The following is a 22,747-nucleotide window of genomic DNA, read 5'->3' as shown; positions in this document are numbered from 1 at the left end:
TGCTCCGCCTTGCGATGCACCGCACCGGACGCCGCGAGCATCCCGGCAAACCTTTCCGGCCACAGCACTAGACCGGGGACCCGCTCAGACCTCGCGCCAGCGGGCGTTGCACCAGGAGAAGACGCCGAACGCCGCCAGGCCGAGGGCGATGAGGGCGAGCAGCCACGGACCGGCCGGCAGATCGCGGAACGAACGCAGCGTGTCGTCCATGCCCTTGGCCTTGCCGGGCTGGTGCTGTACCGCGGCGACCAGCGCGAAGACACCGGCGACGGCGAAGACGAGGCCCCGGGCCGTGCCGCCGGCGATCCCGAAGAAGTCGGTGAACCGCCTGGCCTTGTGCGACATCTCCGCGGTCCGCAGGTGCTTGCGGAACTTCTTCATCACCGCCCGGACGGCGATCCACAGTCCGGCGCCCACCACAACGGCCCCGGCGAGACCGACGATCCACTGTCCGCCCGGCCACTTCAGCACGGTGGCGGTGATGTCGTCGGTGTTCCGGTCGGAGGAGCCGCTGCCGCTGCCCTTGTCCCCGGCCGCGTACGACAGGACCGAGAAGGACAGGAAGGCGTAGAACACAGCCCGGGCCGCGGCCATGGCCCGCTTGGACGGCTTCCTCCCGTCCGCGCCCGCGGCGCCGAACGCCGCCTCCGACAGGCGCCACAGCGCCATGCCGGCGAGGGCGATGCCGACGATCCACAGCATCGCCGAGCCGAACGGCTTGGACGCGAGTTCACCGAGCGCGCCACCGCGGTCGGCCTGCTTGCCGCCGCCGTCACCGCCGAACGCTATCTGCAGGGCTATGACGCCCACCAGCAGGTAGATCAGTCCACGGGCGGCGAATCCCGAGCGGGCCGCCGCGGCCATCGCCGTGCTGTCGGCCGCGCGGCGGGCGTGGCCCCGTCCTCGCAGGGCCCATGACTGTGCATCCATACTGCGCCGATTCCCCCCAACCCGGTTTCGACACCTGCCCGGCGGGGCCGCCTGTCCCGCCGCGCCGGGCGGGACAGGACGAACTCCCCTACAGGAACCTGCGGATCGGGGCGACCGAGAGCTCGCGGGCCCGCTGGAGCACCGGCCGGCGCTGCCAGCGCACGGGGTCGACCGGCTCGCCGCGCTTCAGGTCCTCGTCGAAGTCACTGTCCAGGCCGGCGGTGAACTCCTCGTCCAGCACGGCGAGCATGACCTCCTCGTCGTGCTCCATGGAGCGCCGGTTGAAGTTCGTCGAGCCGATCAGCGAGGCGACCGAGTCGACTGTGATGATCTTGGTGTGCAGCATTGTGGGCTGGTACTCGCGGATCTCGACGCCCTCGTCCAGCAGCCGCTGGTAGTGGTGCTGCCCGGCCAGCCGGCAGGCCCGCTGGTCGGTGTGGGGGCCGGGCAGCAGGATCTGCACCTGCACGCCGCGCCGGGCGGTGGCGGCCAGCAGGTCGACGAAGTAGTCGTCGGGCGCGAAGTACGCCGTGGAGAGGCGGAACCGCTCCTGTGCGGACGTCAACACGACCCGGATGAGCGTCTGCATGTCCTGCCAGCCGAAGCTGGCCGACCCCCGGACCACCTGCACGACCGCCTGGCCCGGCTGCTCGTGCTCGACGAAACGGTCCCGCTCGTCGTAGAGGGTGTCATGGCACTCGGCCCAGTTCTGCGCGAAGGCGGCCGCTATGCCGTCCACGGCCGGTCCGCGCACCTCCACGTGGGTGTCCCGCCACTCGCCGGGACCGCGGGCGTCCCCGCACCATTCCTCCGCGATGCCGACGCCGCCGGTGAAGGCGACGGTCTCGTCCACGACCAGGGCCTTGCGGTGACAGCGATGGTTCTGCTTCAGCGGGGACAGCCGCACCGGCTTGCGGAACCAGGCGACCTGGACCCCCGCCTCGTCCATGGCGTCCAGGAGACGCGGCTCGATCTCCTTCGCCCCGAACCCGTCCAGCAGCAGGCGCACCCGCACCCCCGCCCTCGCCCGGTCCGCCAGCGCGTTGGCGAACTCGTGCGCGATCTCGCCGCGCCAGTAGACGAAGGTCATCATGTCGATGGTGTGCCGTGCCGAACGGATCGCCTCGAGCATGGCGGGGAAGATCGCGTCGCCGTTGCGCAGCCGCGTGAGCCGGTTGCCCTCCGTCGCGGCGATGCCGAGCAGCCGCTCCAGCCGTCTTCGCAGCCGCTGCTTGCGGACCTCCGTGTCCTCGGCCACCGTGACACCCGTGTCGGGGTGCCCGTCCTCCTCCGCCGTCCGCTGCAACATGCCCTGCCTCCCCTGTCATGGCCCGCCCCCCTCACCATGGCTTCGGGGCGGGCGCCGGATCCGCCGGGCGTACGTATACCCGCAGGGCGCGGTGCATGCCTTCGGACGGCGTCCGGTGACCGGACACACAGGCCGGCGGCGGGCTCACCCCGCCGTGTTGTCGACGCGCAGCCGTACCTGCTCCTCCAGGCGCCGCAGGCTGTGGTCGAGGGCGTCGTTCACCTGCCGCTCGCCCGGATCGTGGCTCTCGTCGAAGAAGGACAGGTGCACGGTCACCTCGCTGGCGCCGCTTCCGATGCCCGCCACCTGGAGCCAGCCCGCGTAGTCGCCCTGCTCGCGGGTGCCCCACTCGATGCGCATCTGGTCGAGTTCGGCGCGCATGAGGGCCGCCGTGTCCTGGCCGGTGCCGTCCTCGTGGACCGTGACGGCCGGCGGATCCTCGACGCGCACGTGCAGCTCCCGTGGCAGCCAGGCGTCGAGTTGGCCGGCGTTGGCCGCCTGGTCGAAGACATGCTCGGGCTGTGCGGGCATCGTGCGGGAACGCTCGTACTCGGACATCGGGACACCGCCCCTCCGGTCGGAACACGTACCCCGCACGCGTGCCCCTTTCACGCCGGCCGAAAAGCCCCGTTTCGTCCCGGCGCCGGGCAGTTCCGGCAGCCCGTCTTGCCGAGCTCTCACCTGTGAATCGCCCCAGGATCTGTGCCTTTCGCGCCATGGGTTTGTTAGATTTCGCAACCGAAGAAGCCCAGGTGAAGCCCGCTCGTGCACCCGAACGGTCCGGCCTGCCGGGCGCGATCGTTCAGGGGAGTGGAAGATGAGCGACCCGTGGGACGGTCCGGGCGGCCAGGTCACGCGCGGCACGGCCCGGGTGCCCGCGCAGCGCACCGACGAGTCCGGCGCACCGCGGCCCTCCGGCGGCCGCAGCGCCGCCCGCCAGGCGGCACGGGAAGCCGGGCCGCCGCGCGGCGCACGGGCGCGGCGGAGCCGGCCGGTCCGGCGCGGCAGGCGCGCGCTGCGGATCGCCGGAATAGGCCTGTCGCTCGCCGTGCTGGTCACGGCCGGTGCCGGCTGGTGGTTCTACGAACATCTGAACGGCAACATCCACAGCGTCTCGCTCGACGGCAAGGGCGGCACCGAGAAGGCCGACGCGTTCGGCCGCACCCCGATCAACATCCTGGTGATGGGCTCGGACGGCCGCACCAGCAAGGCGGACTGCGAACTCGGCGGCGGCTGCTCGCGCACCGGCGTCCAGGACGGCAGCAACGCGGACGTGCAGATGGTGGTGCACATATCCGCCGACCGTTCCAACGCCACCGTGATGAGCATCCCCCGCGACACCATGACCAAGGTCCCGGCCTGCAAGGACAGCTCGACCGGCCGGTCCACGGGCGGCTACTACGGCCAGATCAACAGCGCGCTGCAGTACGGCCCCGCCTGCCAGGTGGCCACCGTGCACCAGCTCACCGGCATCCCCATCGACCACTTCGTCAAGCTCGACTTCTCCGGCGTGGTCAAGATGTCGGACGCCGTCGGCGGGGTCTCCGTCTGCGTCACGGACGACGTCTACGACACGTACTCGCATCTGAAGCTGTCCGAGGGCGGCCACACCCTCAAGGGTGTCGCGGCCCTGGAGTTCGTCCGCTCCCGGCACGGCTTCGGCGACGGCAGCGACCTCGGACGCACCATCTCCCAGCACATCTTCCTCGGCGCGATGATCCGCAAGTTCAAGAGCGCGGGCACGCTCACCGACCCGGGCGCGGTCTACGACCTCGCGGACGCGGCCACCAAGGCGCTGACCGTGGACGACGGCCTCGGCACCGTGAAGAAGCTGATCGGTCTCGCCACCGACGTGAACAAGGTCCCCACCAAGCGGATGACCTTCACCACCATGCAGACGGGCGCCGACCCGGGCGACAGCAACCGGGTCGTGGTGGGCTCTGGTGCCAAGGCGCTCTTCTCCGCCATCGCGAGCGACCGGTCCCTGACCACCGGTTCGGGCGGGAAGTCCGGGGCGGCCCCGGCGACCGCCGGGGCGAAGGCCACGGCTTCGGCCGTGCCCGCCTCCGAGATCGCCGTCACGGTGGAGAACGGCACCGCGATCACCGGCCGTGCCTCCGCCGTCGCCGCCGCCCTCACCGCCAAGGGCTTCAGCACCGGTACGACCACGGCCAACGCCCCGAGCCCCGCCGCCGGCACCACGCTCACCTACGGCGCGGGCCGCAAGGCCGAGGCGCGGACCGCCGCCAAGGCCCTGGGCCTGCCCGCCTCGCATCTGAAGCAGGGCGGCGGCAGCGGCCTCACCCTGGTCGTCGGCGCCGACTGGCCGAGCGGCACCAGCTGGCCCGGCGGCTCGTCGGCGGCCTCGCCGGCCCCGGCCGACGCCAAGGCCGCCGTCTCCAACGCCCACGCCCAGACCGCCGACCAGGCCAAGACCTGCGCCAAGGTCAGTCCCTACAAGACGGTCAGCCTCAACGGCGTGCCCATGACACCGGCGCAGGCGTACGCCGCCGCGCGCGGCAAACCCGACTCCGACGACTGAGCCGTCGCTCAGGACCGCCGCGCCCGGGCCGGAGCCGGAGGCGCGGAGCCCGCCGTGGCGGCGCTACTGTTGATCGAACCGGTGAGCGAGACGGGTGGTGGCGAATGGAGTGGCGGGAGTACGCGGAGGCGATGGCCCGGCTCGCCAGGGACCTGCTGGAGCAGGACTCGGTACAGGCGACGCTGGACGCGATCTCCGCCGCGGCGGTGGAACTCGTCGACGGCTGTGAGTCGGCGGGCATCCTCGCGGTGCGCAAGGGCAAGGCGGTCACCCTGTCCGCGACGCACGACATGGTCCGCGAGTGCGACCGGCTCCAGGGCGAGCTGGGGGAGGGGCCCTGCTTCGACCTGGCCCGGCGCAAGAGCGGCGACCGTGTCTACCGCATCCCCGACATGAGTGCGCCGCAGCCCGACTGGGAGAGTTTCGCGGCGGCGGCCCGCGGACTCGGTGTGTGCAGCATGACGGGGGTGCTGCTGTACACGGACCAGGAGGACTTCGGGGCGCTGAACCTGTACAGCTCCCGTCCCGGGGCCTTCGGCAAGGACATCGAGACAGCCGGCTGGCTGCTGGCCTCGCACGCCGCCGTGGCGCTGGCCAGCGCGCGCACCATCGACCAGCTCGAGCACGGGCTGCAGAGCCGGCACGCGATCGGGGAGGCGATGGGCATTCTGCGCGAGCGCCACCGGCTGAGCGAGGAGGACGCCTTCAACGTGTTGCGGCGCATCTCGCAGGAGCACAACGTCAAGCTGCGCGACATCGCCGAGCGGGTACGCGACGACCGTCCGGGGCCGGTCTGACCGGCTCCGCGCCGGGCGCCGTCCGTCCGGGCGGGGATCCGTCGCGTCTCGGTGGCGGGCCGTTCGGCGGATCCGCCCGGGTCCGATCGCCCGGCGCCCGGCGCAGCGGATCCGGGTCCGCCGGACCCGCGGGGCCGCGCGCGCCGGGCAGCAGGAGCGACACGTCGACGTGCTTGCCCTCGTCCCGTGCCGTCACGGACAGCGTGTGGCTGATCGCCTTGACGATCTCGAGCCCGTGGCCGCCGATCCGCTGACCGTCGTGGGACCGGACCTCGGGCATCCGGTGGGAGGAGTCCCACACCGAGATGCTGAGACGGTCGCCGTCGGGTGACACCTCCAGACCGAGCCCGCAGGGCCCCGACGTGTGCCGTACGACGTTCGTGATCAGCTCGCTGACCACCAGTTGCGCGTCCTGCACCACGCGGTCGGGGACGGGGATGCGGCCGGTGGCACGGACACGGTCCAGGAAGCGCTCCGCCGCTGCGCGGGCCTGGGCGGCGCTGATGGCACCGCTGTCCCAGGTGTTGTTCCATCGCAGCGAGGCGTCCCCGTTTCGTTCCGGCTCATCCGACGCCTTCTGCCTAAGCGGGATGGCCATGAAACTGCCTCGGTTGTCACTGGGTAGCTGATCTGAACCAGTCGGCTACCCAGAAGCCGGACCCGTAGCCGCCTTCCGGCCCACCAGTTGCGGACGAGCCGGTCACCGGCCCGGACGGCCCTCTACCGGGCGGTTCCGAAGTCCTGGGTCCAGTAGCTGTCGGGCTGCGCGAGGCCGACGCCGATCTCCTTGAACGCGCAGTTGAGGATGTTGGCCCGGTGGCCGGGGCTGGACATCCAGCCGGCCATGACCTCCTCCGCCGTGGAGTAGCCGTAGGCGACGTTCTCGCCGTAGGAGCTCCAGGAGTAGCCGGCGCCGGTGATCCGGTCGCCGGGGGAGGAACCGTCGGATCCGGTGTGCGACATGTTCTGGTGCGCGGCCATGTCCGCGCTGTGCTCCTGGGCGGCCTTGGTGAGGGTCGCGTTCAGGGTCAGGGGGGAGCAACCGACCTTGCCGCGCTCGGCGTTGACCAGTTCCACGATGCGGGCGGTGACGCCGGAGGCGGTGGCGGCGGGCTTCGGGGTGCTCGGGGCGGTGGTGGCCGCGGGCGCGGTGGGGCTCGAGGTGGTGCGGGGAGCCGTGGTGGCGGGCTTCGGTGCGGTCCGGGGCGTGGTCGCGGTGGGCCGGGGAGTGCCGGGGGAGACCTTCACGATGTGCCGGTGCGCGTGCCGGTGCTTGTGCCTGAGCTTGTGCTTCGGCTTGGGCGGCGTCTCCGAGGGGGTGCTCGGGGCCGTGGCGGTCGGTGCGGTCGTCTCGGGTGCGGTCGCGCTCGGCAGTCGCGTCGGCAGCCAGCTCGGCGCGACGCCACCGTCACCGTGCCAGTAGCCCTGCCCGTAGTCGGCGTACCGGCTCTGGGCGGCCGCGTCCTGGGCCGCGACGGGGCGGTCCGCTCCGCCGTCCGGCCACTCGCCGCAGGCCATGGCTATGGACGGCACTCCGACGGCGCTCACGGCGACCGCAGCGATGATCACCCGCCGGTAATGCTGCTTCTTGCGATGCTCTCCCATTGCGTGACCTCACTCGCTGGTCGTTGCGCGCCCCGGTGTCGCCGGCGCGCCGCGGACTCCGCTCCCGGCCTGCGGGAACGCCTTGCGGATCGTCATTCTTAGGAAGCCTTCACATGGCATGCAAAGAGGCCGTCGTACTACCGCGCCTAGTAGTGGGGGACGGTCCTTGCCAAGGGTGAGCGAGCGTGCAGGCCCGGCCGGAGGGGGCCGCGCCCACCGCTGCCGCTCCGTCAGAAACCGTCCTGCGCAGTGCGGGCGGGATGCGTGGCCGGCCGGCTGGCACGCCGTCCGGCCGGGCCTGATCCACTCCCGTACCAAGACGGACAAATCCCATATGTCACCGGAGGGGCATCTACTAAGCGACCCGCTCATGTCGCGGGTGTGCTGTGACTGATGTCACGGAACCCTGGATTCCGGTTGCCTCCCGGGGTGCCCGCGGCCCGGCGGTGGCCGGTCCGGCGGTCAGAGGCGCACGGTCATCCGCACGGTCACGTCGTCACCCGCCGACAGGCCCTGCGGCGCACGCACCGCCTTCTTCAGCGGGAGCAGATAGCCGCCGTCCTTCGGGAAGAGCGATGTGGAGAAGTCGCTGCCGCCGATCCGGGCGTCGACCGGGACGACGCCCCAGCCGTACGTGGCCGCCGAGGCGATCTGCCGGATGTCGGCGGACTCCTCCTCGGGCACGGCCACGAAGTAGAACGGGGACGGGCCACGCCACTCGATCACCCGGCCGGCGAAGACAAGTTCCATGCGGGTGGCTCCAGTTCACCGAAGAGGGCGCGGATCGCGCTCAGCGTACCCGCCGGGAGGCGCCTCGCCGCCCTCCGCCGGCCCGGCCCGGTGCGTCAGACCGGTTCACCTCGCCAGGCGCCGTCCCGCCCGGCCCAGCGCACGGCCGGTGCCACGCAGAGGCCGGCGAGGGCGAACGCCGCACCGAGCACCGCCCACCCGACGGTGCCGTGGGCGATCGCGGTGACCGTGACCAGCGCCGGTCCCGCCATCATCCCCGCCGACGCGCCCGTGCCGAACACTCCCTGGTAGACGCCGTGCGCACGGGCGTCGGCGAGTTCGTAGCCCAGGGTCCAGCCGCCCGCCGCCGACAGCACCTCGGCGAACACCTGCACCACCGCCCCCGCCGTCAGCGACAGCACCGCCCACACCGGGGAGAGGCCCGCGGACAGGGCGTACACCGCGCAGGCCGCCGCGAGCAGCAGCCCCGACCAGCCCATCGCCCGTACCGCCGTGGGCACTTGGGAGGCACGCCGGGCGACCCGCACCTGCAGCAGGGCCACCAGCACACAGTTGACGATCATCAGCAGGGCCGCCGTCCAGCGCGGTGCCGTGGTGCGCTGCACGATCCACAGCGGCAGCCCCACCTCTGCCAGCGTGTACTGCACCACCAGCACCGCGTTGAGCACCGTCACCGTCAGGAAGGGCAGGTCGCGCACCGCCCGCCAGCGGTCGCCCGCCGGAGCGCCGGCCGCCGGGACCGCACGTTCACGCGCGTGCGGCGCCGGCGGCAGCCGGGGCAGCAGCAGCGCCGGACCCGCGAAGGACAGCGCGTTCAACGCGATCACCGTCAGATAGGCGCCTCGCGTGTCCACCTGCAGAGCGACCGCGCCCAGCGCGCCGCCCACGCCCATCCCGACGTTCGTCACCATCCGCAGGTACGCCCGCGCCTCCACCCGCGTCGCCGGCGGCAGCACCTCCGCGTACAGCGCGCCCTGCACCCCACGGCTCGCCATCTGCAGCCCCGTCGAGCAGATCACCGCGACGAGGAACGCCGCGTAGGAACCCACGAGAACGTAAGACGCCGTGGCGATCCCCGTGCCGCCCCACAGCCAGGAGCCGACCCGCCGGGCGCCCCACCGGTCCGCCGCCCGTCCCGCGGGCACCCCCGCGGCCACGCCCACCAGGCCCGCCACCGTCATCCCGAGCCCGACCGAAGTCGCCTCCAGGCCGACGATACGCGTGAAGTACAGGACGCCCAGGGGGAAGTACAGCCCGTTGCCCAGGGAGTTGACGGCGGTCAGCACGGTGGCGAGGCGCAGCACCGGGTCGGCCGGCAGCAGCCCGCCCGCCCGGGTCGCCCGCCCCGCCCGCGAACCGCCTTCCTGGTCAACGGCCTTGCGAAGTGGTGTGGTGGTCATGCCCGACAGCCAACCCCGTCCGCGTCCCGGTCCGACAATGATTTAGCGTGGCGCTCAATGATCGAGTTCCGCTTCGCCGTCGGCGACCTGGCCACCACCTCCTTCGCCTACTCCCCGCTGCAGGAGGCGGTGTTCTCGCTGCGCTGTCTGCACGACCCCGCGCGCTACCCCCACCACCGGCCGTGGCTGCGCCGCATCCGCCCGCGCCTGGAGCACCTGGACCGCGAACTGCTCACCGTGCTGGTCGCCCCGTGGCTGTGGGTGCCCGACTTCCTCACTCCGCGCCCGGCGCGGGCCCGGCCGGTCTTCGCGCACGAACTCGACGAGGTCCGCCGTACCCCACCGGAGGTCGTCGCCGCTGACTTCCGGGCCACCTACCGAGCCGCGGACACCCTGCCCCCGCTCGTCGCGCGGGGCCTGGCCGACCCGGCGGCCTTCCTGGTCCGGCTCACCGAAGCCCTCGACGCGTACTGGCGTACCTGTCTCGCCGACGCGTGGTGGCCGCGCACGCAGAGCATCATGGAGGCCGATCTCGCCCACCGGGCGCGCGTGCTGGCGGAACAGGGCGCGGCCGCGCTGTTCGCCGGGCTCGACCAACGGCTCGTGTGGACCGGCGGCCAGCTGCGGCTGAACCGCGAGGGCGACACCGCTCCCTGGCCGTCGGCCGACATCCGCATCGCGGGACGCGGCATGGTGCTGATGCCGACCCTCTTCGCGCGCGGCGCCCAGACGATGATCGACGCGTCCCGCCCGCCGCTCCTCGTCTATCCGGCGCGCGGCCGCGCCACCCTCTCCGAGACGCCGCCCCCGGTCACCGACCGCGCCCTGGTCCGGCTCCTCGGCCGGCCCCGCGCCCGGTTGCTGTGCCTGCTGGCCGAACCGGCCTCCACGACCGAACTCGCCCACCGTCTGGACGTCACCCCGGGCGCCGTCAGCCAGCACCTGGCCGTCCTCTACGACGCGGGACTGCTCAGCCGCACCCGCAGCGGCCGCACCGTCCGCTACCAGCGCACGACCCTGGGGGACGCGCTGTGCCGGTAGCGGACGGCGCGGCCGGGCCGTCCGGTCAGCCGGCGGCGAGCAGTTCGAGCGTGTCGATCACACGGTTGGAGAAGCCCCACTCGTTGTCGTACCAGGCGACCACCTTCACGTGACGCCCGTCGACCCGGGTGAGGGCCGAGTCGAAGATCGACGAGGCCGGGTTGCCCGTGATGTCGGACGACACCAGCGGGTCCTCCGAGTACTCCAGGACGCCGGCCAGCGGCCCCTCGGCCGCGGCCCGGTATGCCGCCAGCACGTCGTCGCGCGTCACGTCGCGCGCGACGGTCGTGTTCAGTTCGACGATCGAGCCCACCGGAACCGGCACCCGGATCGAGTCGCCCGACAGCTTGCCGTCGAGGTTCGGCAGCACCAGGCCGATGGCCTTGGCGGCGCCCGTCGTGGTCGGCACGATGTTGACGCCCGCGGCGCGGGCCCGGCGGGCGTCGCGGTGCGGACCGTCCTGCAGGTTCTGCTCCTGCGTGTAGGCGTGCACCGTCGTCATGAATCCGTGCTCGATCCCCGCGAGGTCGTCGAGCACCGCGGCCAGCGGGGCGAGCGCGTTGGTCGTGCAGGAGGCGTTCGAGACGATCGTGTGCCGGGCCGGGTCGTAGGTGTCGGTGTTCACCCCGAACGCGAGGGTGACGTCCGCTCCGTCCGACGGCGCGCTGACCAGCACCTTGCGCGCTCCCGCCGCCACATGGGCCTGGGCCGCCTTGGCCGAGGTGAAACGGCCGGTCGCCTCCAGCACGATGTCGACGCCGAGTTCGCCCCACGGCAGCCGCTCCGGCTCACGCTCGGCCAGCACCTTGATGCGGCGGCCGTCGACGACGAGGGTGTCACCGTCGGCGGTCACCGGCCGGCCGAGCCGGCCGGCCGTCGTGTCGAAGGCGAGCAGCCGCGCCAGCGTGGCGGGCTCGGTGAGGTCGTTGACGGCCACGACCTCCAGGTCGCTGCCACGCTCCAGCAGGGCGCGCAGCACATTGCGGCCGATGCGGCCGAAACCGTTGATGGCGATACGAGTCATGAGTGGTCCCTTCGCTCGCCAACCAGGTTCGCGGGCGAGAGCGGCCGCTGACAGAGGCGGGATCGCCACAGTTCGCAAGGATCGCGCCAGCGTGCGGCGGGCTACTCGCCGCGCGTGAAGGTGCGCCGGTACTCGCTCGGGGTGGTCCCGAGCACCTGCTGGAAGTGCAGCCGCAGATTCGCGCCCGTGCCGAGACCCACGTCGGCGGCGATCTGCTCGACGCTCCGCTCCGAGCGTTCCAGCAGCTCCCGCGCCACGTCGACACGGGCCCGCATCACCCACTGCATCGGCGTGTAGCCGGTGTCCTCGACGAACCGGCGCGAGAACGTGCGCGGCGACACGGCCGCGTGCTGTGCGAGCACCTCCAGGGTGAGCGCCCGGTCGAGCCGGTGCAGCGCCCATTCCCGGGTCGCCGCGAACCGCTCGCCGAGCGGCTCGGGCACGCTGCGCGGCACGTACTGCGCCTGGCCCCCGCTGCGGTAGGGCGCCGCGACCAGGCGCCGGGCCGCGTGGTTAGCCGGGGCCACCCCGAGATCGCGGCGCAGGATGTGCAGGCACAGGTCGATGCCGGAGGCGGCACCGGCCGACGTCAGCACGCTCCCCTCGTCCACGAAGAGCACGTTCTCGTCGACCCGGACGAGGGGGTGCCGCGCCGCCAGAGCGCGGGTGTAGTGCCAGTGCGTCGTGGCTCGCCGGCCGTCCAGCAGACCTGTCGCGGCGAGCGCGAAGGCCCCCGTCGAGATCGCGGCCAGCCGCGCGCCCGCGTCGTGGGCGGCGAGCAGTGCGTCGACGACGGCCCGGGGCGGGTCCTCGCGGTCCGGAAAGCGGTATCCGGGGATGAAGACGCTCTCGGCCCACCCGAGCGCTTCGAGGCCGTGGGCGACGTGATACGACAGACCGTCACCACCCGTCACCAGACCGGGCGCGGCTCCGCACACCCGCACCTCGTACGGCATGCTCGCCCGGGTCGCGAACACCTGTGCCGGGATGCCGACGTCCAGCGGTTTCGCACCCTCGAGGACGAGCACGGCGACACGGTGCGGATGCGGAGCTGAGGCGGACACGGTCAGCAGGTTACGCGGGCCCCGGTACACCGAGGACCGGCGTGTCCGGCACCGCGGCCGGACGGCCGGTCCGCGACCCTGCCCTCCTACCAGTAGTGCCGGCGCCCCGCGACCGCGTGCCCCATGGAGCCGAGGATCCACAGCACCGCGCCGATCACCACGAGGATGATGCCGATGGTCCACAGGATGGAGATCCCTGTGAGGAAGCCGATGACGAGCAGGATGACTCCGAGGGCGATCATGACGTGCCTCCTGTCGAAGTAACACTCCATGTGTCCGTGTGCCCCGAAGCGAGGTGTCAAGCCACCCTCTGAAGCAACAATTCAGGACAGATCCAAAACTTTAAATAAGTCTGAAGCAACAAATCTTGACGTCATCGACCGCGCTTCGTACGTTCCGCAACGGCCGCGACGAAAGACGAACTCGGCTGACACTCCACCTTGCTGGCAGCACGTCCCGTCCTTCGAGGAGCAGACGATGCGCGGAGAGAGATCAGCAGTCACCGGACCCGGGCCCGCACAGGGACACGGACCGGGAACCGACGTCACGACCGGCACCGGTCCCAGGCCGCCGCGGCGCCCCCGCGCACGCGTGCGGTCCCTGCTGGCCGTCCTGGCGCTGGTGCTCGGCGCCCTGGCCGGCCTGAGCGGGCCGGCCGAGGCCGCCGGCTCGCTGCCCTGCGACATCTACGGCGGGGCCGGCACCCCGTGCGTCGCCGCGCACAGCACGGTCCGCGCGCTCTACGGCGCTTACAACGGCCCCCTGTACCGGGTCACCCGCGCCTCGGACGGCGCCGCCACCGACATCGGACTGCTGTCGGCGGGCGGCTACGCGGACGCCGGCCGCCAGGACACCTTCTGCGGCGGAACGACCTGCCGCATCACCAGGATCTACGACCAGACCCCCCGCCACAACGACCTCACCCCGGGACCCGCCGGAACCGCCGGCATGGGAGCGGACCGCGGGGCGGACGCCGGTGAGATCGCGGTCACCGCGGGCGGCCACAAGGTCTACGGCGTGTGGATCTCACCCGGCGTCGGTTACCGCTACACCGGCGTGGCCTCCGGAGTCGCCGTGAACGGACAGCCCGAGGGCGCCTACATGGTGGCCAGCGGCACCCACGTCGGCTCGGCCTGCTGCTTCGACTAGGGCAACGCCGAGAGCACGCCCGCCGACACCGGCAACGGCCACATGGACGCGGTCAGCATCGCGACCACGTGCTACTTCGCGCCGTGCACCGGCTCGGGGCCGTGGGTCGAGGCGGACCTGGAGAACGGCATGTTCCAGGGCCCGGCTGCAGATCTGGGATTGCAATGGATCGGCGGCACAGAGGTTCCGGCTGACCTGAGTGCACATCGTGTGCAGAAAAGGTCACAAAGGCTCCTCCGGTGTTGTTTTTTGCTTTCAATCACTGCCTGGAGCTGCGGCTATACCCATGGGTTCCAGTGAGGGTGAGGGGATCTGGTGGAGGTGTGTGCGGGAGCGGGCTCCGTCCCGCACACACAGGGTTGATCTGTGCGTGACAACTGGGCACGCTCCGAGACGCACCGGCTCTTCGTCGCCGGTGCGTCCCCCCACTCAACCCCCCACATACGACGAGGAGATCCCTCTTGACGACCCATCAGCACCGCATGGGGAAGGCAAGGATCGCCACCGCGATCGCCTCCGTGACGGCCGTCGTCGGCACCGCCATGGCCGTGTCGCCCGCCGCCCACGCCGAACGCCCCGCCGAGGGCACGGTCTACGGGCTGCACGCCCGGGGAGCGGTCGCCGGCAGCTACATCGTCCTGCTGGACAAGAAGGCGTCACAGGCGCGCAAGGCGGACCTGGCGGAACAGTACGGCGGTGAGATCGGCCGCACCTACGGATCGGCGGTCAACGGGTTCTCGGCCACGAGCCTCACCGAGACCGAGGCCAAGCGGCTGGCCGCGGATCCCGGAGTCTCCACCGTGGTCCAGAACAAGAAGTTCCACATAACCGCCACCCAGGACAACCCGCCGTCCTGGGGTCTGGACCGGATCGACCAGGCCGACACGGCCGGCGACCACAAGTACACCTACCCGGACAAGGGCGGGGAGGGGGTGACCGCGTACGTCATCGACACCGGCGTGCGCATCAGCCACAAGGACTTCGCGGGCCGCGCCTCCTACGGCTTCGACGCCGTCGACAACGACGACAGCGCCGACGACGGCAACGGCCACGGCACCCACGTCGCCGGGACCATCGCCGGTACCGCCCACGGCGTCGCCAAGAAGGCCAAGATCGTCGCCGTCAGAGTCCTCGACAACAACGGTTCCGGCACCACCGAACAGGTCGTGGCCGGCATCGACTGGGTGACGAAGAACCACAAGGGCCCCTCCGTCGCCAACATGAGCCTCGGCGGCGGCGCCGACCCGGCCCTGGACGCGGCGGTCGGCAAGGCCATCGCCGCAGGTGTCACGTTCGCGGTCGCGGCCGGCAACGAGTCCACCGACGCCAAGAACAGCTCGCCCGCGCGGGTGCCCGAGGCCCTCACCGTCGCCTCCAGCACGAACACCGACGCGCAGTCCGACTTCTCCAACTTCGGTTCCCTCGTCGACCTGTACGCACCGGGATCGGACATCACCTCGGACTGGAACGACAGCGACGAGGGCACCAAGACGATCTCCGGCACCTCCATGGCGACCCCCCACGTCACCGGTGCCGCCGCCGTCTACCTCGCCGGCCACCCGGACGCCACACCGGCTCAGGTCGCCACCGGCCTGACCGGCGGGGCGACCGCCGACAAGATCACCGGCGCCGGCAGCGGAACGCCCAACAAGCTGCTGAAGGTGACCGAGTAACGAGACCGTCAGCGGCCCGGCGACCCCACTCGCCGGGCCGCTGACTGTTACTCACTTTCGGGTGAGGCCGGTGCGGTGGTTTCGGGGGCCACGTACCGGACGACTTCCTCACATGTCTCATTCACCGCATTAATGGACATTGCATCCGAGAGTCACGGAAATGTGCGTGAATGGTAACGGACCTCGTGTGTCCGCCGGCGGCGCGTCCCGCGGCCTGCACGGTGTGCCTGTGCGGCCGCCCGGCCGCCACCCGCACAACCCTGAGAAGGGGGACACCTTGTCCGCTTCTGTCTTCGTGACCGCACGTAGTGTCGCTGCCGCCACCGTCGCCGCGGCGGCCGTCGTGGGCGCGGCGGCACTGCCGGCCTCGGCTGCCGATCACGGCCGTTACCAGCGCGCACAGGTCGTCATCAGCGCCGTACAGCACGGCTCCCACGTCCGCGACGCCCGCGCCCTCAACAGAGAGTGGGTCGAGATCACCAACGAGGGCCGCCGCGACGTCAACCTGAACGGCTGGACGCTGTCCGACGCCGACGGTCACACGTACGTCTTCCGCTACTACCGGCTCGAGGGCCACGAGACGGTCCGCGTCCACACCGGTATGGGCCGGGACCGCTTCGGCGACGTCTACCAGGACCGCGGCCGCCAGGTGTGGGACAACAACGACACGGCGACCCTGCGCGACAGCCGCGGCCGCTACATCGACTCCGCCTCCTGGGGCAACGACCGCCACGGCCGCTGGGGCGGCGGCTACCGCGACCACCGCGGCGACGACCGCCGCGGCCGCTGGGACGACCGTCGTTACGACGACCGCGACCACCGCGGTGACCGCCGCCACGACGACCGCGACCACCGCGGTGACCGCCGCGACGGCGGCTGGCACGGCGACCACCGCTGATCCGGCACTGCGCACCGACTGACCCGCGGCGCGTCACTCACCCGAAGTGACGCGCCGCGGGCGCTTTTTCGCCGGATGCCCGGCGAATCGCCTTATTGCCCCCGCGGGTCCGGTTCCAGCACACTGCGTGGTGACCAGGGGGAGGGGTTCATGTCCAGTGCTGCGGACGAACTGCGGCTCCGATTCGAGGATTTCATCACGGAGCAGCGCCGGCTGGCCCGTGCCGTCGCCGGGGATGAACGGGTGCCTGACCAACTGGTTCAGGCGCAGCAACTGTTGGAAGTCGCCAGGGACTTGCTCGCACGAGCCGACGGTGTCCTCCAGTCGGACGTCGAACTCGACGACACGGTCGAAGCCGAAGCCGCGTTCACGTGTCTTGCCCTGCTCGTGCCCGAGGTTCTGACGTCCGTGGGATACAAGGATCCGCCTCCCCCCACCTTCGCGGACATCCTGTCCGACCTCGAAGAGGCCAGGGACCACCTGGTGCGTCCCGGATCCGATGAGGCCAGGGTCGACGCCCTGCGGAGTCTCGACGACATCATCACACTCGTCGAGCGGGCCGCCGACGCGGTCCTGGCCAGTCGCCCGCCCGGTCTGTGGAAGATCCGTCTCGACGGGGCAATCAGAGTGTCGCGCGCGCTCATCCCGCACGTGGCCACGACCACTGCCATCGTCTTGGCCTCCGGCGTTACGGGCGGCCAGTTCGCGGCCGCCGTGTCGACGGTCGGAACCTCGCTGGCGGCCCTCCTGCTGCCGACGTCCAAAGATCTCAGGGAGCTGTTCGAACCACCGGACCAGCACCTGCTGCTCGCGGCCGAGCACAGGAGAGCGGTGCGGGCGGCTCTGGACGAGAGAGATCGCCTGCTCGCCAAGTCCACTGGCAGGAACAGCGTCCACTTTCGGTGGGCGGAGCAGGCACAGGCCACCGCCCGCCTCCACTTGCGGATGCTGTCGAATATCCCGGGCGAGGACACGACACAACTGGATGCGGCCGTCGCGGAATTCGGCCGACCCCGGCGCCTGCGCCGGCGGCAGACAGTGCGCTGCGACGAGCCGCCCCCGGCGGTGGGCCGGAATGCAGCTGAGGACGAGCAGCCGAGGGCGCCGGACAACTCGGCTCTGCATCGCCGCCCGCGCGATCCCCGGCCAGGCGGAACCGGCATAGGCGGACTGTGACCCGACCCGCAGGGTCCGGGCGCCGGCGTCGGCGTCCGGACCCTGAGTCACGTCATGCCGCGAGCGCGTGGCCCGGGTGCAGGACGACCTTCGTGTAGCCCTCGATCCGCTTGTCGAACTTCTCGTACGCCCCGGGCGCGTCCTCCAGCGGCAGCTCGTGCGACACCACGAAGCTGGGCTTGGCCCGCCCGGCGATGATCATGTCGCGCAACTGGCGGTTGTACCGCTTCACGTTGCACTGACCGGTGCCCATCTGCTGGCCCTTCTCGAACATCCGGCCGATGGAGACCAGCAACTGGCCGTGCTTGGCGTGCTCGTCGGGACCGCCCGGGTCGGACGGCACGTACAGGCCGGGCACGCCGAGCATGCCGGTGGGCCGTACCGTCTCGACGAGGGTGTTGAGGACGACGGCGGGCTCCTCGTGGCTGACGTCCTTGTGGGACGTGGCCTGGTAGCCGACGGCGTCCACGCCCTTGTCGGTGCCCTCGCCCCCGGTCTGTTCCTTGATCTGCCCGGCCGGGTCGCCCGTGGTGAAGTCGATGGGGATGGCCCCGATCTCCGCCGCCTTGGCGAGCCGCTCGGGCACCCGGTCCACCGAGAAGACCTTGGACGCGCCGCGCAGCAGTGCCGAGTAGGCGGCCATCAGGCCGACGGGACCGGCACCGAACACGGCCACGGACTCACCGGGCGACACCTGCGCCAGTTCGCAGCCGTGGTACCCGGTCGGGAAGATGTCGGCGAGCAGCACGAAGTCCGTCTCGAACTCCTCACCCGGCGGCAGCTTCAGGCAGTTGAAGTCGGCGAAGGGGACCCGCAGCCGCTCCGCCTGGCCACCCAGGTAGGGGCCCATCGCGACGTAGCCGTACGCTCCGCCCGCGAACCCGGGGTTCACCGTCAGGCAGAACCCGGTCTTCCCGGCGAGGCAGTTCTTGCAGAACCCGCAGGCCACGTTGAACGGCATCACGACCCGGTCGCCCTGGGACAGCGAGGCCACGCCGCTGCCGACCTCCTCGACGATGCCGAGGTTCTCGTGGCCGAAGACGATGCCGGCCTCCGCGGCCGTACGGCCCTCGTACATGTGCAGGTCGGACCCGCAGATCGCGGTCGACGTGACCCGTACGATCACGTCGTTCGGGTGCTGGATCTGCGGATCGTCGACGTCCCTCACCGTCACGTTGAACGGCTTCTCATAGACGACGGCTTTCACCTTCGGTCACCTCCGCGTCGAACGCCGGACGGCGGCAACGACGGGCCGCTCCGGAGGGCACCCGGGCAAAGGCGGGCCTGCGGCCGCGCCCCGCGGGCCCGGCGGAGTCCTCGCCGCGCTGCTGAACACTTCCAGCAAACGCCTGCCGGGCCCGATGCGCAAAGGCACGCCCCGGTGATCCCCGACCACCGTTGAAGCCGACGATCTTGGGCACGCTAAGCCAGGTGATCTTCGTCGTCGTCCTCCCGGAGGGAAGCCCCGCATGACCGTCCCCGCGCGCCCTTTTCGTCCCGTCGACCGTGACCGGCGTCGTTTCGATCTGCGGAAGACCGCCATGTTCTTCGTCCTGCTCGCGATCATCCTGTGCGTGATGTCCTTCGTGGCCCGTACCGCGGTCGGCATCGCCGAGCGCCGTCCGCTCTGGGCCTTCGCACTGGCCATGGTGAGCCTCGCGACGGTGCTCATGGGCAGGTCCCGGTGGCGGCGCCTGTCCGTCGCGAGATGCGCGCGCCGCGCCACCGAGACCCTGGAGGCGGCGGCCGAGAGGGCGTCCGACACGCTGCGCGCCCCGGTCCCGGCTCCGGCCGTGGTCGCGGCCCCGGCCGAGCCGATGGCGGCGGAGGTGACGGCCGCCGCGGCGCCGACCGCACCGGTCGGAGTGCCGAGCGAGGCCGACGGCCCCGGCCCGGAAGCCACCTGCCCCGGCAGCGGGCTGCTCGGGCTCGGTGGCGAGGAGGCGACCGTCCCCCTCGGCGACGTGGTCGATCACGCCGAGCTCGACCCCGACGCCTTCGAGCAGGCGATAGCCGACCTGTGCGTACGTGACCACTGCCGGGAGGTGGAAGTGGTGGGCGGTGCGGGCGACTTGGGCGCGGACGTCATAGGGGTCACCCCGGACGGCCGGCGCGTGGTCATCCAGTGCAAGCGCTACTGCGACAGCAACAAGGTCGGCTCGCAGGACATGCAGCGCTTCGGCGGTACCTGCTACACCGTCCACGAGGCCGACGTAGCGGTGGTCGTCACGACGAGCGATTTCACGGCACCGGCCCTCGAGTACGCCCAGCAGTGCGGGATCCTGTGCGTCAACGGCGAGGAGCTGAGCGCCTGGACCGACGGCACCGGACCCTGCCCCTGGGAGCTCGTGGAACCCGTGGCCTGAGGAGCGGCGCCCGGGCCCGTCCGGGTGCGGGGTGCCAGGGGCCCCTGCTAGTCGGTTCCGGACTCCAGGACGCGACGGGCCGCCTCGGCCTCCGCGGCCGGCGGGGACAGCTCGTCGAGGGTGTCGAGTTCGGTGTCCGCCTCCAGCTCCCGTTCCCAGGCCGCCGCGAGCCGCTCCTGCTCCTCTCGGGGTCTGGCGGCCACGGCCTCCCGGTGCTCCGGGTCCAGGGCCGCGAGGAAACGTCCCACCGGGTCCGTCGGCATACCGTGCTCCTTGTTCGCCGGGAAGGGGCAGCTCGCGCTCCAGCATGGCCAACGGCTCCCGCGCGGGCCGTCCGACACGGCCCGCGACCACCCTGATGGCCCCGCCGCCCCGCCCTCCCCTCTGGCGGGCCCCGCACGGAGCCCCTGCGGCGGCGGCCCGGCCCGCGGCCTCCTGCGGACCACGATCCGACCGGTGACACAGGCGACGCCCTCGGTGCGGGTGTCGAGCCCGGTACCGAGGAACGCGTTCATGTCCGCCCGTGGTCCGTGAGCGACCGGGACGCCGGTGCCCCGGACGGATACCGGCACGTCGGCGTCCGGCAGCACGGTCCGGCCGACCGGCCCGGCCGCGGCCATGATCTCGCGCGGAGCGCGGTGGCTGACGCGCGATGACGGCCACCCGATCGGAACGACACCTGTTTCCGCCCGCGTCCACTTCCCGGCCGCCGCACCGCCGGCTCCCCGCGGGCACCCTGACCGCTGAGCGTGCCGGGTGCCCGACGGTGCGGGATTCTGTAGACGTGTGTGGTGCCCCCGCCGCCCGGATCCCCGCGGCCTACGCCGCTTCGGGCCGCCGAGCGGTACGCGTGACGCTGGTCGCCTCGGCCGGGTTCTTCCTCTTCCGCTACGGTCTCGGCCTCCCCGTCGCGGCGACGTACGCGCTGTTCTCCGCCGTGGCGCTGGGCGGCCTGTCCAGGATCCCCGGCACCGGACGGCAGCGGGCCGCGACGGGACTGCGCGCGCTGCCGCTGTGCTGGCTGCTGGTGATCGTCGGCACCTGTCTGTCGGTGCGGACCTGGAGCGCCGTCGCCGGCATGCTGATCGTGGGCTTCGCCCTGGCGTTCGCGGCCGTGGGCGGTCCCCGCCCGGCCGGCGCGGCTCCCGGCCTGCAACTGCTCTACATCCTGCCCTCCTTCCCGCCGTACGACCCCGGCTCGCTCGGTGAACGCCTGATCGGTACGACCACGGGTCTGGTCCTGCTCATCGCCGCCGAGGCGCTCCTCCTCCCGGAGCCCGCGCCGCCGTCGTACCGGCAGCGGGCCGCCCACGCCGCAGGGACCGCGGCCCACTGCGCGACCCTGCTGGCCGCACCCCCGTACGCCCTGAGCGGCACGGACAGCGAGACCGCCCGGGAAGCCGGCGCCGCGCTGCGGCCCCTGGCCGTGCCGGAGGCGGAACGCCCCGCCGGACCGGGGCTGCGCGACCGCGCCCTCGCCCACACCGGCCTGGCCACCCGGACCCTGCTCAGCCGGCTGGCACTGCTGACCACGCCACCCGGCGACGACCAGGGCCCCCGGGCCACCGCGGTGCTGCGCGCGGTGGCGGGCCTGTCCACCGGGACCGCGAACAGTCTCGGATCGGGGCCGGCGCCGGTGGCCGCCTACGAGGAACTGGCCGCGGCCCGGGCCCACCTGGCGGCCACGTCCGCCGGACCCGCGCCCGCCGGTCCCGCGTTCGTCGGGGCCGCCACCGCGGCCGGTGCACGTCCTCCGGTCCTCCCGCCCGCCGTGCTGCGCAGGCACGCCGCCGTACTGGAGATCGCCGACGCCGCGCTGGCCATGGCCACGGCGGCCGACCTCGCGGTACGGGGCCGGCGGGCATCGGTGCCGGTGCCGCAGGGCCGCTTCTGGTACGCCACGAGCCGGGCCCCGGTGCTGTGGTGGCACCGGATCCGCGGCCACGCCGGGCGCCGGTCGGTGTTCTTCCAGAACGCGGTCCGCATCGCCCTGGCCCTGACCGCGGCCCGGCTCATCGCGGGCGTGGACACGTTGCCCCACGGATTCTGGGCGATGCTGGCCACGCTCACCCTCACCCGGACCACCATGGACGAGACCTGGAGCACCATCCGCCGGGCGCTCGGGGGCACCCTGGCCGGGGCGTTGCTGACCGCCGGACTGCTGACCCTGGTGGGCGCCCACACCGAGATCTACGCCGCCGTGCTCCCGCTGTGGATGCTCCTCGCCTTCACCCTGGGCCCGGTCAAGGGGGTCGGCTGGGCACAGGGCCTGTTCACGGTGCTCGTGGCCCTGGTCTTCGCCCAGCTCGCGCCACCGACCTGGCGGCTGGCCGAGGTCCGCCTGCTGGACGTGCTGGTCGGCAGCGTGATCGGCGCGGTGTTCGGCCTGCTCGCCTGGCCCCGCGGCGCCCATGACGAGCTGCGCCACGCGGCGGCGGAACTCCTGCGCAGGGCGGCCGAGATCGTGGTGGCGACCAGCGCCGACGTCGCGGCCGGCGGCCCGGTGGCCGCCGCGCCGCTCGCGGTGTCCGGCCACCGCTCGCTGCACCGGGCGGTCATCCTCGCGGAGTCCGCGTACGCCCAGTTCCAGAGCGAGCCGACGCTCTTCGGGGGGCGGCGGAGAGGGGCGGCGCTGCCCACGGTGGACTGGCAGGCCGCGCTCATCGCCGGACACCACACCCTCTGGGGATCCGAACGGCTGCTGGAACCGCCGCCCGCCACGCTGGGGCCGGACGCCGCCGAGTCCGCCGCCGGACTCGGGGACCGGGTGGCCGGGCGGATGCTGCTCGTCTCGGCGGCACTCGACCCCGGGTGCGACACCCCGGCCGCACCCGTGCCCCGCCTCGACCTCGCGGGATTCACCACGGAGCCGCCCGGCGCACCGCGGCTGTACTACGCGACCGTCTCCTGGCTGAGCGCCCTGATGACCGACCTGGCCCGCATCCCGCGCGCCGGTCCCGCACCCGAGCCCGCGACGATGACGGCGGCACGGACCGGCGACTAGCGGAATCCGCCCGTGCCGC

At 72.3% G+C, this 22,747-nt stretch carries 20 protein-coding genes and 1 pseudogene; 9 read left to right on the top strand and 12 right to left on the bottom strand.

Features of this window, described 5'->3' with window-relative positions; all coding sequences use genetic code 11:
- Nucleotides 1–84: 84 nt before the first annotated feature.
- The 3 genes from ACWCPN_RS25185 to ACWCPN_RS25175 form a co-directional block, all read right to left on the bottom strand.
- Entirely contained in the window at nt 85–930 is an 846-nt protein-coding gene (locus ACWCPN_RS25185) for a DUF1206 domain-containing protein (RefSeq protein WP_451210194.1), read from the bottom strand.
- An 88-nt stretch (nt 931–1,018) separates the two neighbouring features.
- Nucleotides 1,019–2,239, bottom strand: a complete 1,221-nt coding sequence (locus ACWCPN_RS25180; protein WP_451210191.1) for a phospholipase D-like domain-containing protein — start codon at nt 2,237–2,239, stop codon at nt 1,019–1,021.
- A gap of 144 nt (nt 2,240–2,383) precedes the next feature.
- On the bottom strand, nt 2,384–2,797 hold the full coding sequence (locus ACWCPN_RS25175; RefSeq protein ID WP_451210188.1) for an SRPBCC family protein: 414 nt from the start codon (nt 2,795–2,797) through the stop codon (nt 2,384–2,386).
- A 259-nt stretch (nt 2,798–3,056) separates the two neighbouring features.
- Here ACWCPN_RS25175 and ACWCPN_RS25170 point away from each other — a divergent pair, with 259 nt between their 5' ends.
- A complete protein-coding gene (locus tag ACWCPN_RS25170) occupies nt 3,057–4,781 on the top strand; it encodes an LCP family protein (RefSeq protein WP_451210185.1) in 1,725 nt (574 codons plus the stop codon).
- A 104-nt stretch (nt 4,782–4,885) separates the two neighbouring features.
- Nucleotides 4,886–5,578: a GAF and ANTAR domain-containing protein gene (locus tag ACWCPN_RS25165; protein ID WP_392294639.1), complete on the top strand. Its 693-nt coding sequence runs from the start codon at nt 4,886–4,888 to the stop codon at nt 5,576–5,578.
- Here ACWCPN_RS25165 and ACWCPN_RS25160 read toward each other — a convergent pair.
- The 4 genes from ACWCPN_RS25160 to ACWCPN_RS25145 form a co-directional block, all read right to left on the bottom strand.
- Nucleotides 5,523–6,176, bottom strand: coding sequence for an ATP-binding protein (locus ACWCPN_RS25160; RefSeq protein ID WP_451210182.1), 654 nt, complete (start codon nt 6,174–6,176; stop codon nt 5,523–5,525). The two genes, ACWCPN_RS25165 and ACWCPN_RS25160, sit on opposite strands and share 56 nt — an antisense overlap.
- A gap of 122 nt (nt 6,177–6,298) precedes the next feature.
- Nucleotides 6,299–7,183, bottom strand: a complete 885-nt coding sequence (locus ACWCPN_RS25155) for a CAP domain-containing protein (protein WP_451210179.1) — start codon at nt 7,181–7,183, stop codon at nt 6,299–6,301.
- A gap of 462 nt (nt 7,184–7,645) precedes the next feature.
- A complete protein-coding gene (locus ACWCPN_RS25150) occupies nt 7,646–7,933 on the bottom strand; it encodes a DUF1905 domain-containing protein (protein ID WP_365128422.1) in 288 nt (95 codons plus the stop codon).
- Between the two features lie 95 nt (nt 7,934–8,028).
- Nucleotides 8,029–9,333, bottom strand: coding sequence for an MFS transporter (locus ACWCPN_RS25145; RefSeq protein ID WP_451210176.1), 1,305 nt, complete (start codon nt 9,331–9,333; stop codon nt 8,029–8,031).
- 57 nt (nt 9,334–9,390) lie between these two features.
- On the opposite strand from ACWCPN_RS25145, the gene ACWCPN_RS25140 reads away from it, so the two are divergent.
- Nucleotides 9,391–10,374: an ArsR family transcriptional regulator gene (locus ACWCPN_RS25140; protein WP_451210173.1), complete on the top strand. Its 984-nt coding sequence runs from the start codon at nt 9,391–9,393 to the stop codon at nt 10,372–10,374.
- A 25-nt stretch (nt 10,375–10,399) separates the two neighbouring features.
- On the opposite strand, the gene gap is transcribed toward ACWCPN_RS25140, so the two are convergent.
- The 3 genes from gap to ACWCPN_RS25125 form a co-directional block, all read right to left on the bottom strand.
- The gene (gene gap, locus ACWCPN_RS25135) at nt 10,400–11,398 is read right to left on the bottom strand and encodes a type I glyceraldehyde-3-phosphate dehydrogenase (RefSeq protein WP_199209268.1); all 999 of its coding nucleotides are present in this window, start codon (nt 11,396–11,398) and stop codon (nt 10,400–10,402) included.
- A 101-nt stretch (nt 11,399–11,499) separates the two neighbouring features.
- Nucleotides 11,500–12,462 (bottom strand): GlxA family transcriptional regulator, encoded by a 963-nt coding sequence (locus ACWCPN_RS25130; protein WP_392294643.1) that lies wholly within the window; start codon nt 12,460–12,462, stop codon nt 11,500–11,502.
- An 86-nt stretch (nt 12,463–12,548) separates the two neighbouring features.
- Nucleotides 12,549–12,704 (bottom strand): DUF6131 family protein, encoded by a 156-nt coding sequence (locus ACWCPN_RS25125; RefSeq protein WP_451210168.1) that lies wholly within the window; start codon nt 12,702–12,704, stop codon nt 12,549–12,551.
- A 28-nt stretch (nt 12,705–12,732) separates the two neighbouring features.
- On the opposite strand from ACWCPN_RS25125, the pseudogene ACWCPN_RS25120 reads away from it, so the two are divergent.
- The 4 genes and pseudogenes from ACWCPN_RS25120 (at nt 12,733) to ACWCPN_RS25105 (ending at nt 17,358) form a co-directional block, all read left to right on the top strand.
- A pseudogene (locus tag ACWCPN_RS25120) lies at nt 12,733–13,911 on the top strand (arabinofuranosidase catalytic domain-containing protein).
- Between the two features lie 242 nt (nt 13,912–14,153).
- Complete coding sequence (locus ACWCPN_RS25115; protein WP_392294826.1) at nt 14,154–15,284, top strand: S8 family peptidase; 1,131 nt, start codon at nt 14,154–14,156, stop codon at nt 15,282–15,284.
- Nucleotides 15,285–15,579: 295 nt separating this feature from the next.
- A complete protein-coding gene (locus ACWCPN_RS25110) occupies nt 15,580–16,182 on the top strand; it encodes a lamin tail domain-containing protein (RefSeq protein WP_451210165.1) in 603 nt (200 codons plus the stop codon).
- Nucleotides 16,183–16,332: 150 nt separating this feature from the next.
- Nucleotides 16,333–17,358: a hypothetical protein gene (locus ACWCPN_RS25105; RefSeq protein WP_451210162.1), complete on the top strand. Its 1,026-nt coding sequence runs from the start codon at nt 16,333–16,335 to the stop codon at nt 17,356–17,358.
- A 52-nt stretch (nt 17,359–17,410) separates the two neighbouring features.
- Here ACWCPN_RS25105 and ACWCPN_RS25100 read toward each other — a convergent pair whose 3' ends face one another.
- Nucleotides 17,411–18,565 carry a glutathione-independent formaldehyde dehydrogenase gene (locus ACWCPN_RS25100; RefSeq protein WP_451210159.1) on the bottom strand — a complete coding sequence of 385 codons (1,155 nt, stop codon included), beginning with the start codon at nt 18,563–18,565 and terminating at the stop codon, nt 17,411–17,413.
- A 262-nt stretch (nt 18,566–18,827) separates the two neighbouring features.
- Here ACWCPN_RS25100 and ACWCPN_RS25095 point away from each other — a divergent pair, with 262 nt between their 5' ends.
- Nucleotides 18,828–19,724 (top strand): restriction endonuclease, encoded by an 897-nt coding sequence (locus tag ACWCPN_RS25095; RefSeq protein WP_451210156.1) that lies wholly within the window; start codon nt 18,828–18,830, stop codon nt 19,722–19,724.
- A 47-nt stretch (nt 19,725–19,771) separates the two neighbouring features.
- Here the strand turns inward: ACWCPN_RS25095 and ACWCPN_RS25090 are convergent, their stop codons facing one another.
- On the bottom strand, nt 19,772–19,987 hold the full coding sequence (locus tag ACWCPN_RS25090) for a hypothetical protein (protein WP_351663698.1): 216 nt from the start codon (nt 19,985–19,987) through the stop codon (nt 19,772–19,774).
- A 521-nt stretch (nt 19,988–20,508) separates the two neighbouring features.
- Between ACWCPN_RS25090 and ACWCPN_RS25085 the strand changes: the two genes are divergently transcribed.
- Nucleotides 20,509–22,728: an FUSC family protein gene (locus ACWCPN_RS25085; protein WP_451210152.1), complete on the top strand. Its 2,220-nt coding sequence runs from the start codon at nt 20,509–20,511 to the stop codon at nt 22,726–22,728.
- Nucleotides 22,729–22,747: the final 19 nt, after the last annotated feature.

The organism is Streptomyces sp. NPDC002386 (genome assembly GCF_053593175.1).
This window is presented reverse-complemented; position numbering and strand designations above follow the sequence as displayed.

Coding starts and splice junctions, on each gene's coding strand:
- ACWCPN_RS25185 (WP_451210194.1), bottom strand. CDS start 930: ATGGATGCACAGTCATGGGCCCTGCGAGGACGGGGCCACGCCCGCCGC.
- ACWCPN_RS25180 (WP_451210191.1), bottom strand. CDS start 2,239: ATGTTGCAGCGGACGGCGGAGGAGGACGGGCACCCCGACACGGGTGTC.
- ACWCPN_RS25175 (WP_451210188.1), bottom strand. CDS start 2,797: ATGTCCGAGTACGAGCGTTCCCGCACGATGCCCGCACAGCCCGAGCAT.
- ACWCPN_RS25170 (WP_451210185.1), top strand. CDS start 3,057: ATGAGCGACCCGTGGGACGGTCCGGGCGGCCAGGTCACGCGCGGCACG.
- ACWCPN_RS25165 (WP_392294639.1), top strand. CDS start 4,886: ATGGAGTGGCGGGAGTACGCGGAGGCGATGGCCCGGCTCGCCAGGGAC.
- ACWCPN_RS25160 (WP_451210182.1), bottom strand. CDS start 6,176: ATGGCCATCCCGCTTAGGCAGAAGGCGTCGGATGAGCCGGAACGAAAC.
- ACWCPN_RS25155 (WP_451210179.1), bottom strand. CDS start 7,183: ATGGGAGAGCATCGCAAGAAGCAGCATTACCGGCGGGTGATCATCGCT.
- ACWCPN_RS25150 (WP_365128422.1), bottom strand. CDS start 7,933: ATGGAACTTGTCTTCGCCGGCCGGGTGATCGAGTGGCGTGGCCCGTCC.
- ACWCPN_RS25145 (WP_451210176.1), bottom strand. CDS start 9,333: ATGACCACCACACCACTTCGCAAGGCCGTTGACCAGGAAGGCGGTTCG.
- ACWCPN_RS25140 (WP_451210173.1), top strand. CDS start 9,391: ATGATCGAGTTCCGCTTCGCCGTCGGCGACCTGGCCACCACCTCCTTC.
- gap (WP_199209268.1), bottom strand. CDS start 11,398: ATGACTCGTATCGCCATCAACGGTTTCGGCCGCATCGGCCGCAATGTG.
- ACWCPN_RS25125 (WP_451210168.1), bottom strand. CDS start 12,704: ATGATCGCCCTCGGAGTCATCCTGCTCGTCATCGGCTTCCTCACAGGG.
- ACWCPN_RS25115 (WP_392294826.1), top strand. CDS start 14,154: ATGGCCGTGTCGCCCGCCGCCCACGCCGAACGCCCCGCCGAGGGCACG.
- ACWCPN_RS25105 (WP_451210162.1), top strand. CDS start 16,333: ATGTCCAGTGCTGCGGACGAACTGCGGCTCCGATTCGAGGATTTCATC.
- ACWCPN_RS25095 (WP_451210156.1), top strand. CDS start 18,828: ATGACCGTCCCCGCGCGCCCTTTTCGTCCCGTCGACCGTGACCGGCGT.
- ACWCPN_RS25090 (WP_351663698.1), bottom strand. CDS start 19,987: ATGCCGACGGACCCGGTGGGACGTTTCCTCGCGGCCCTGGACCCGGAG.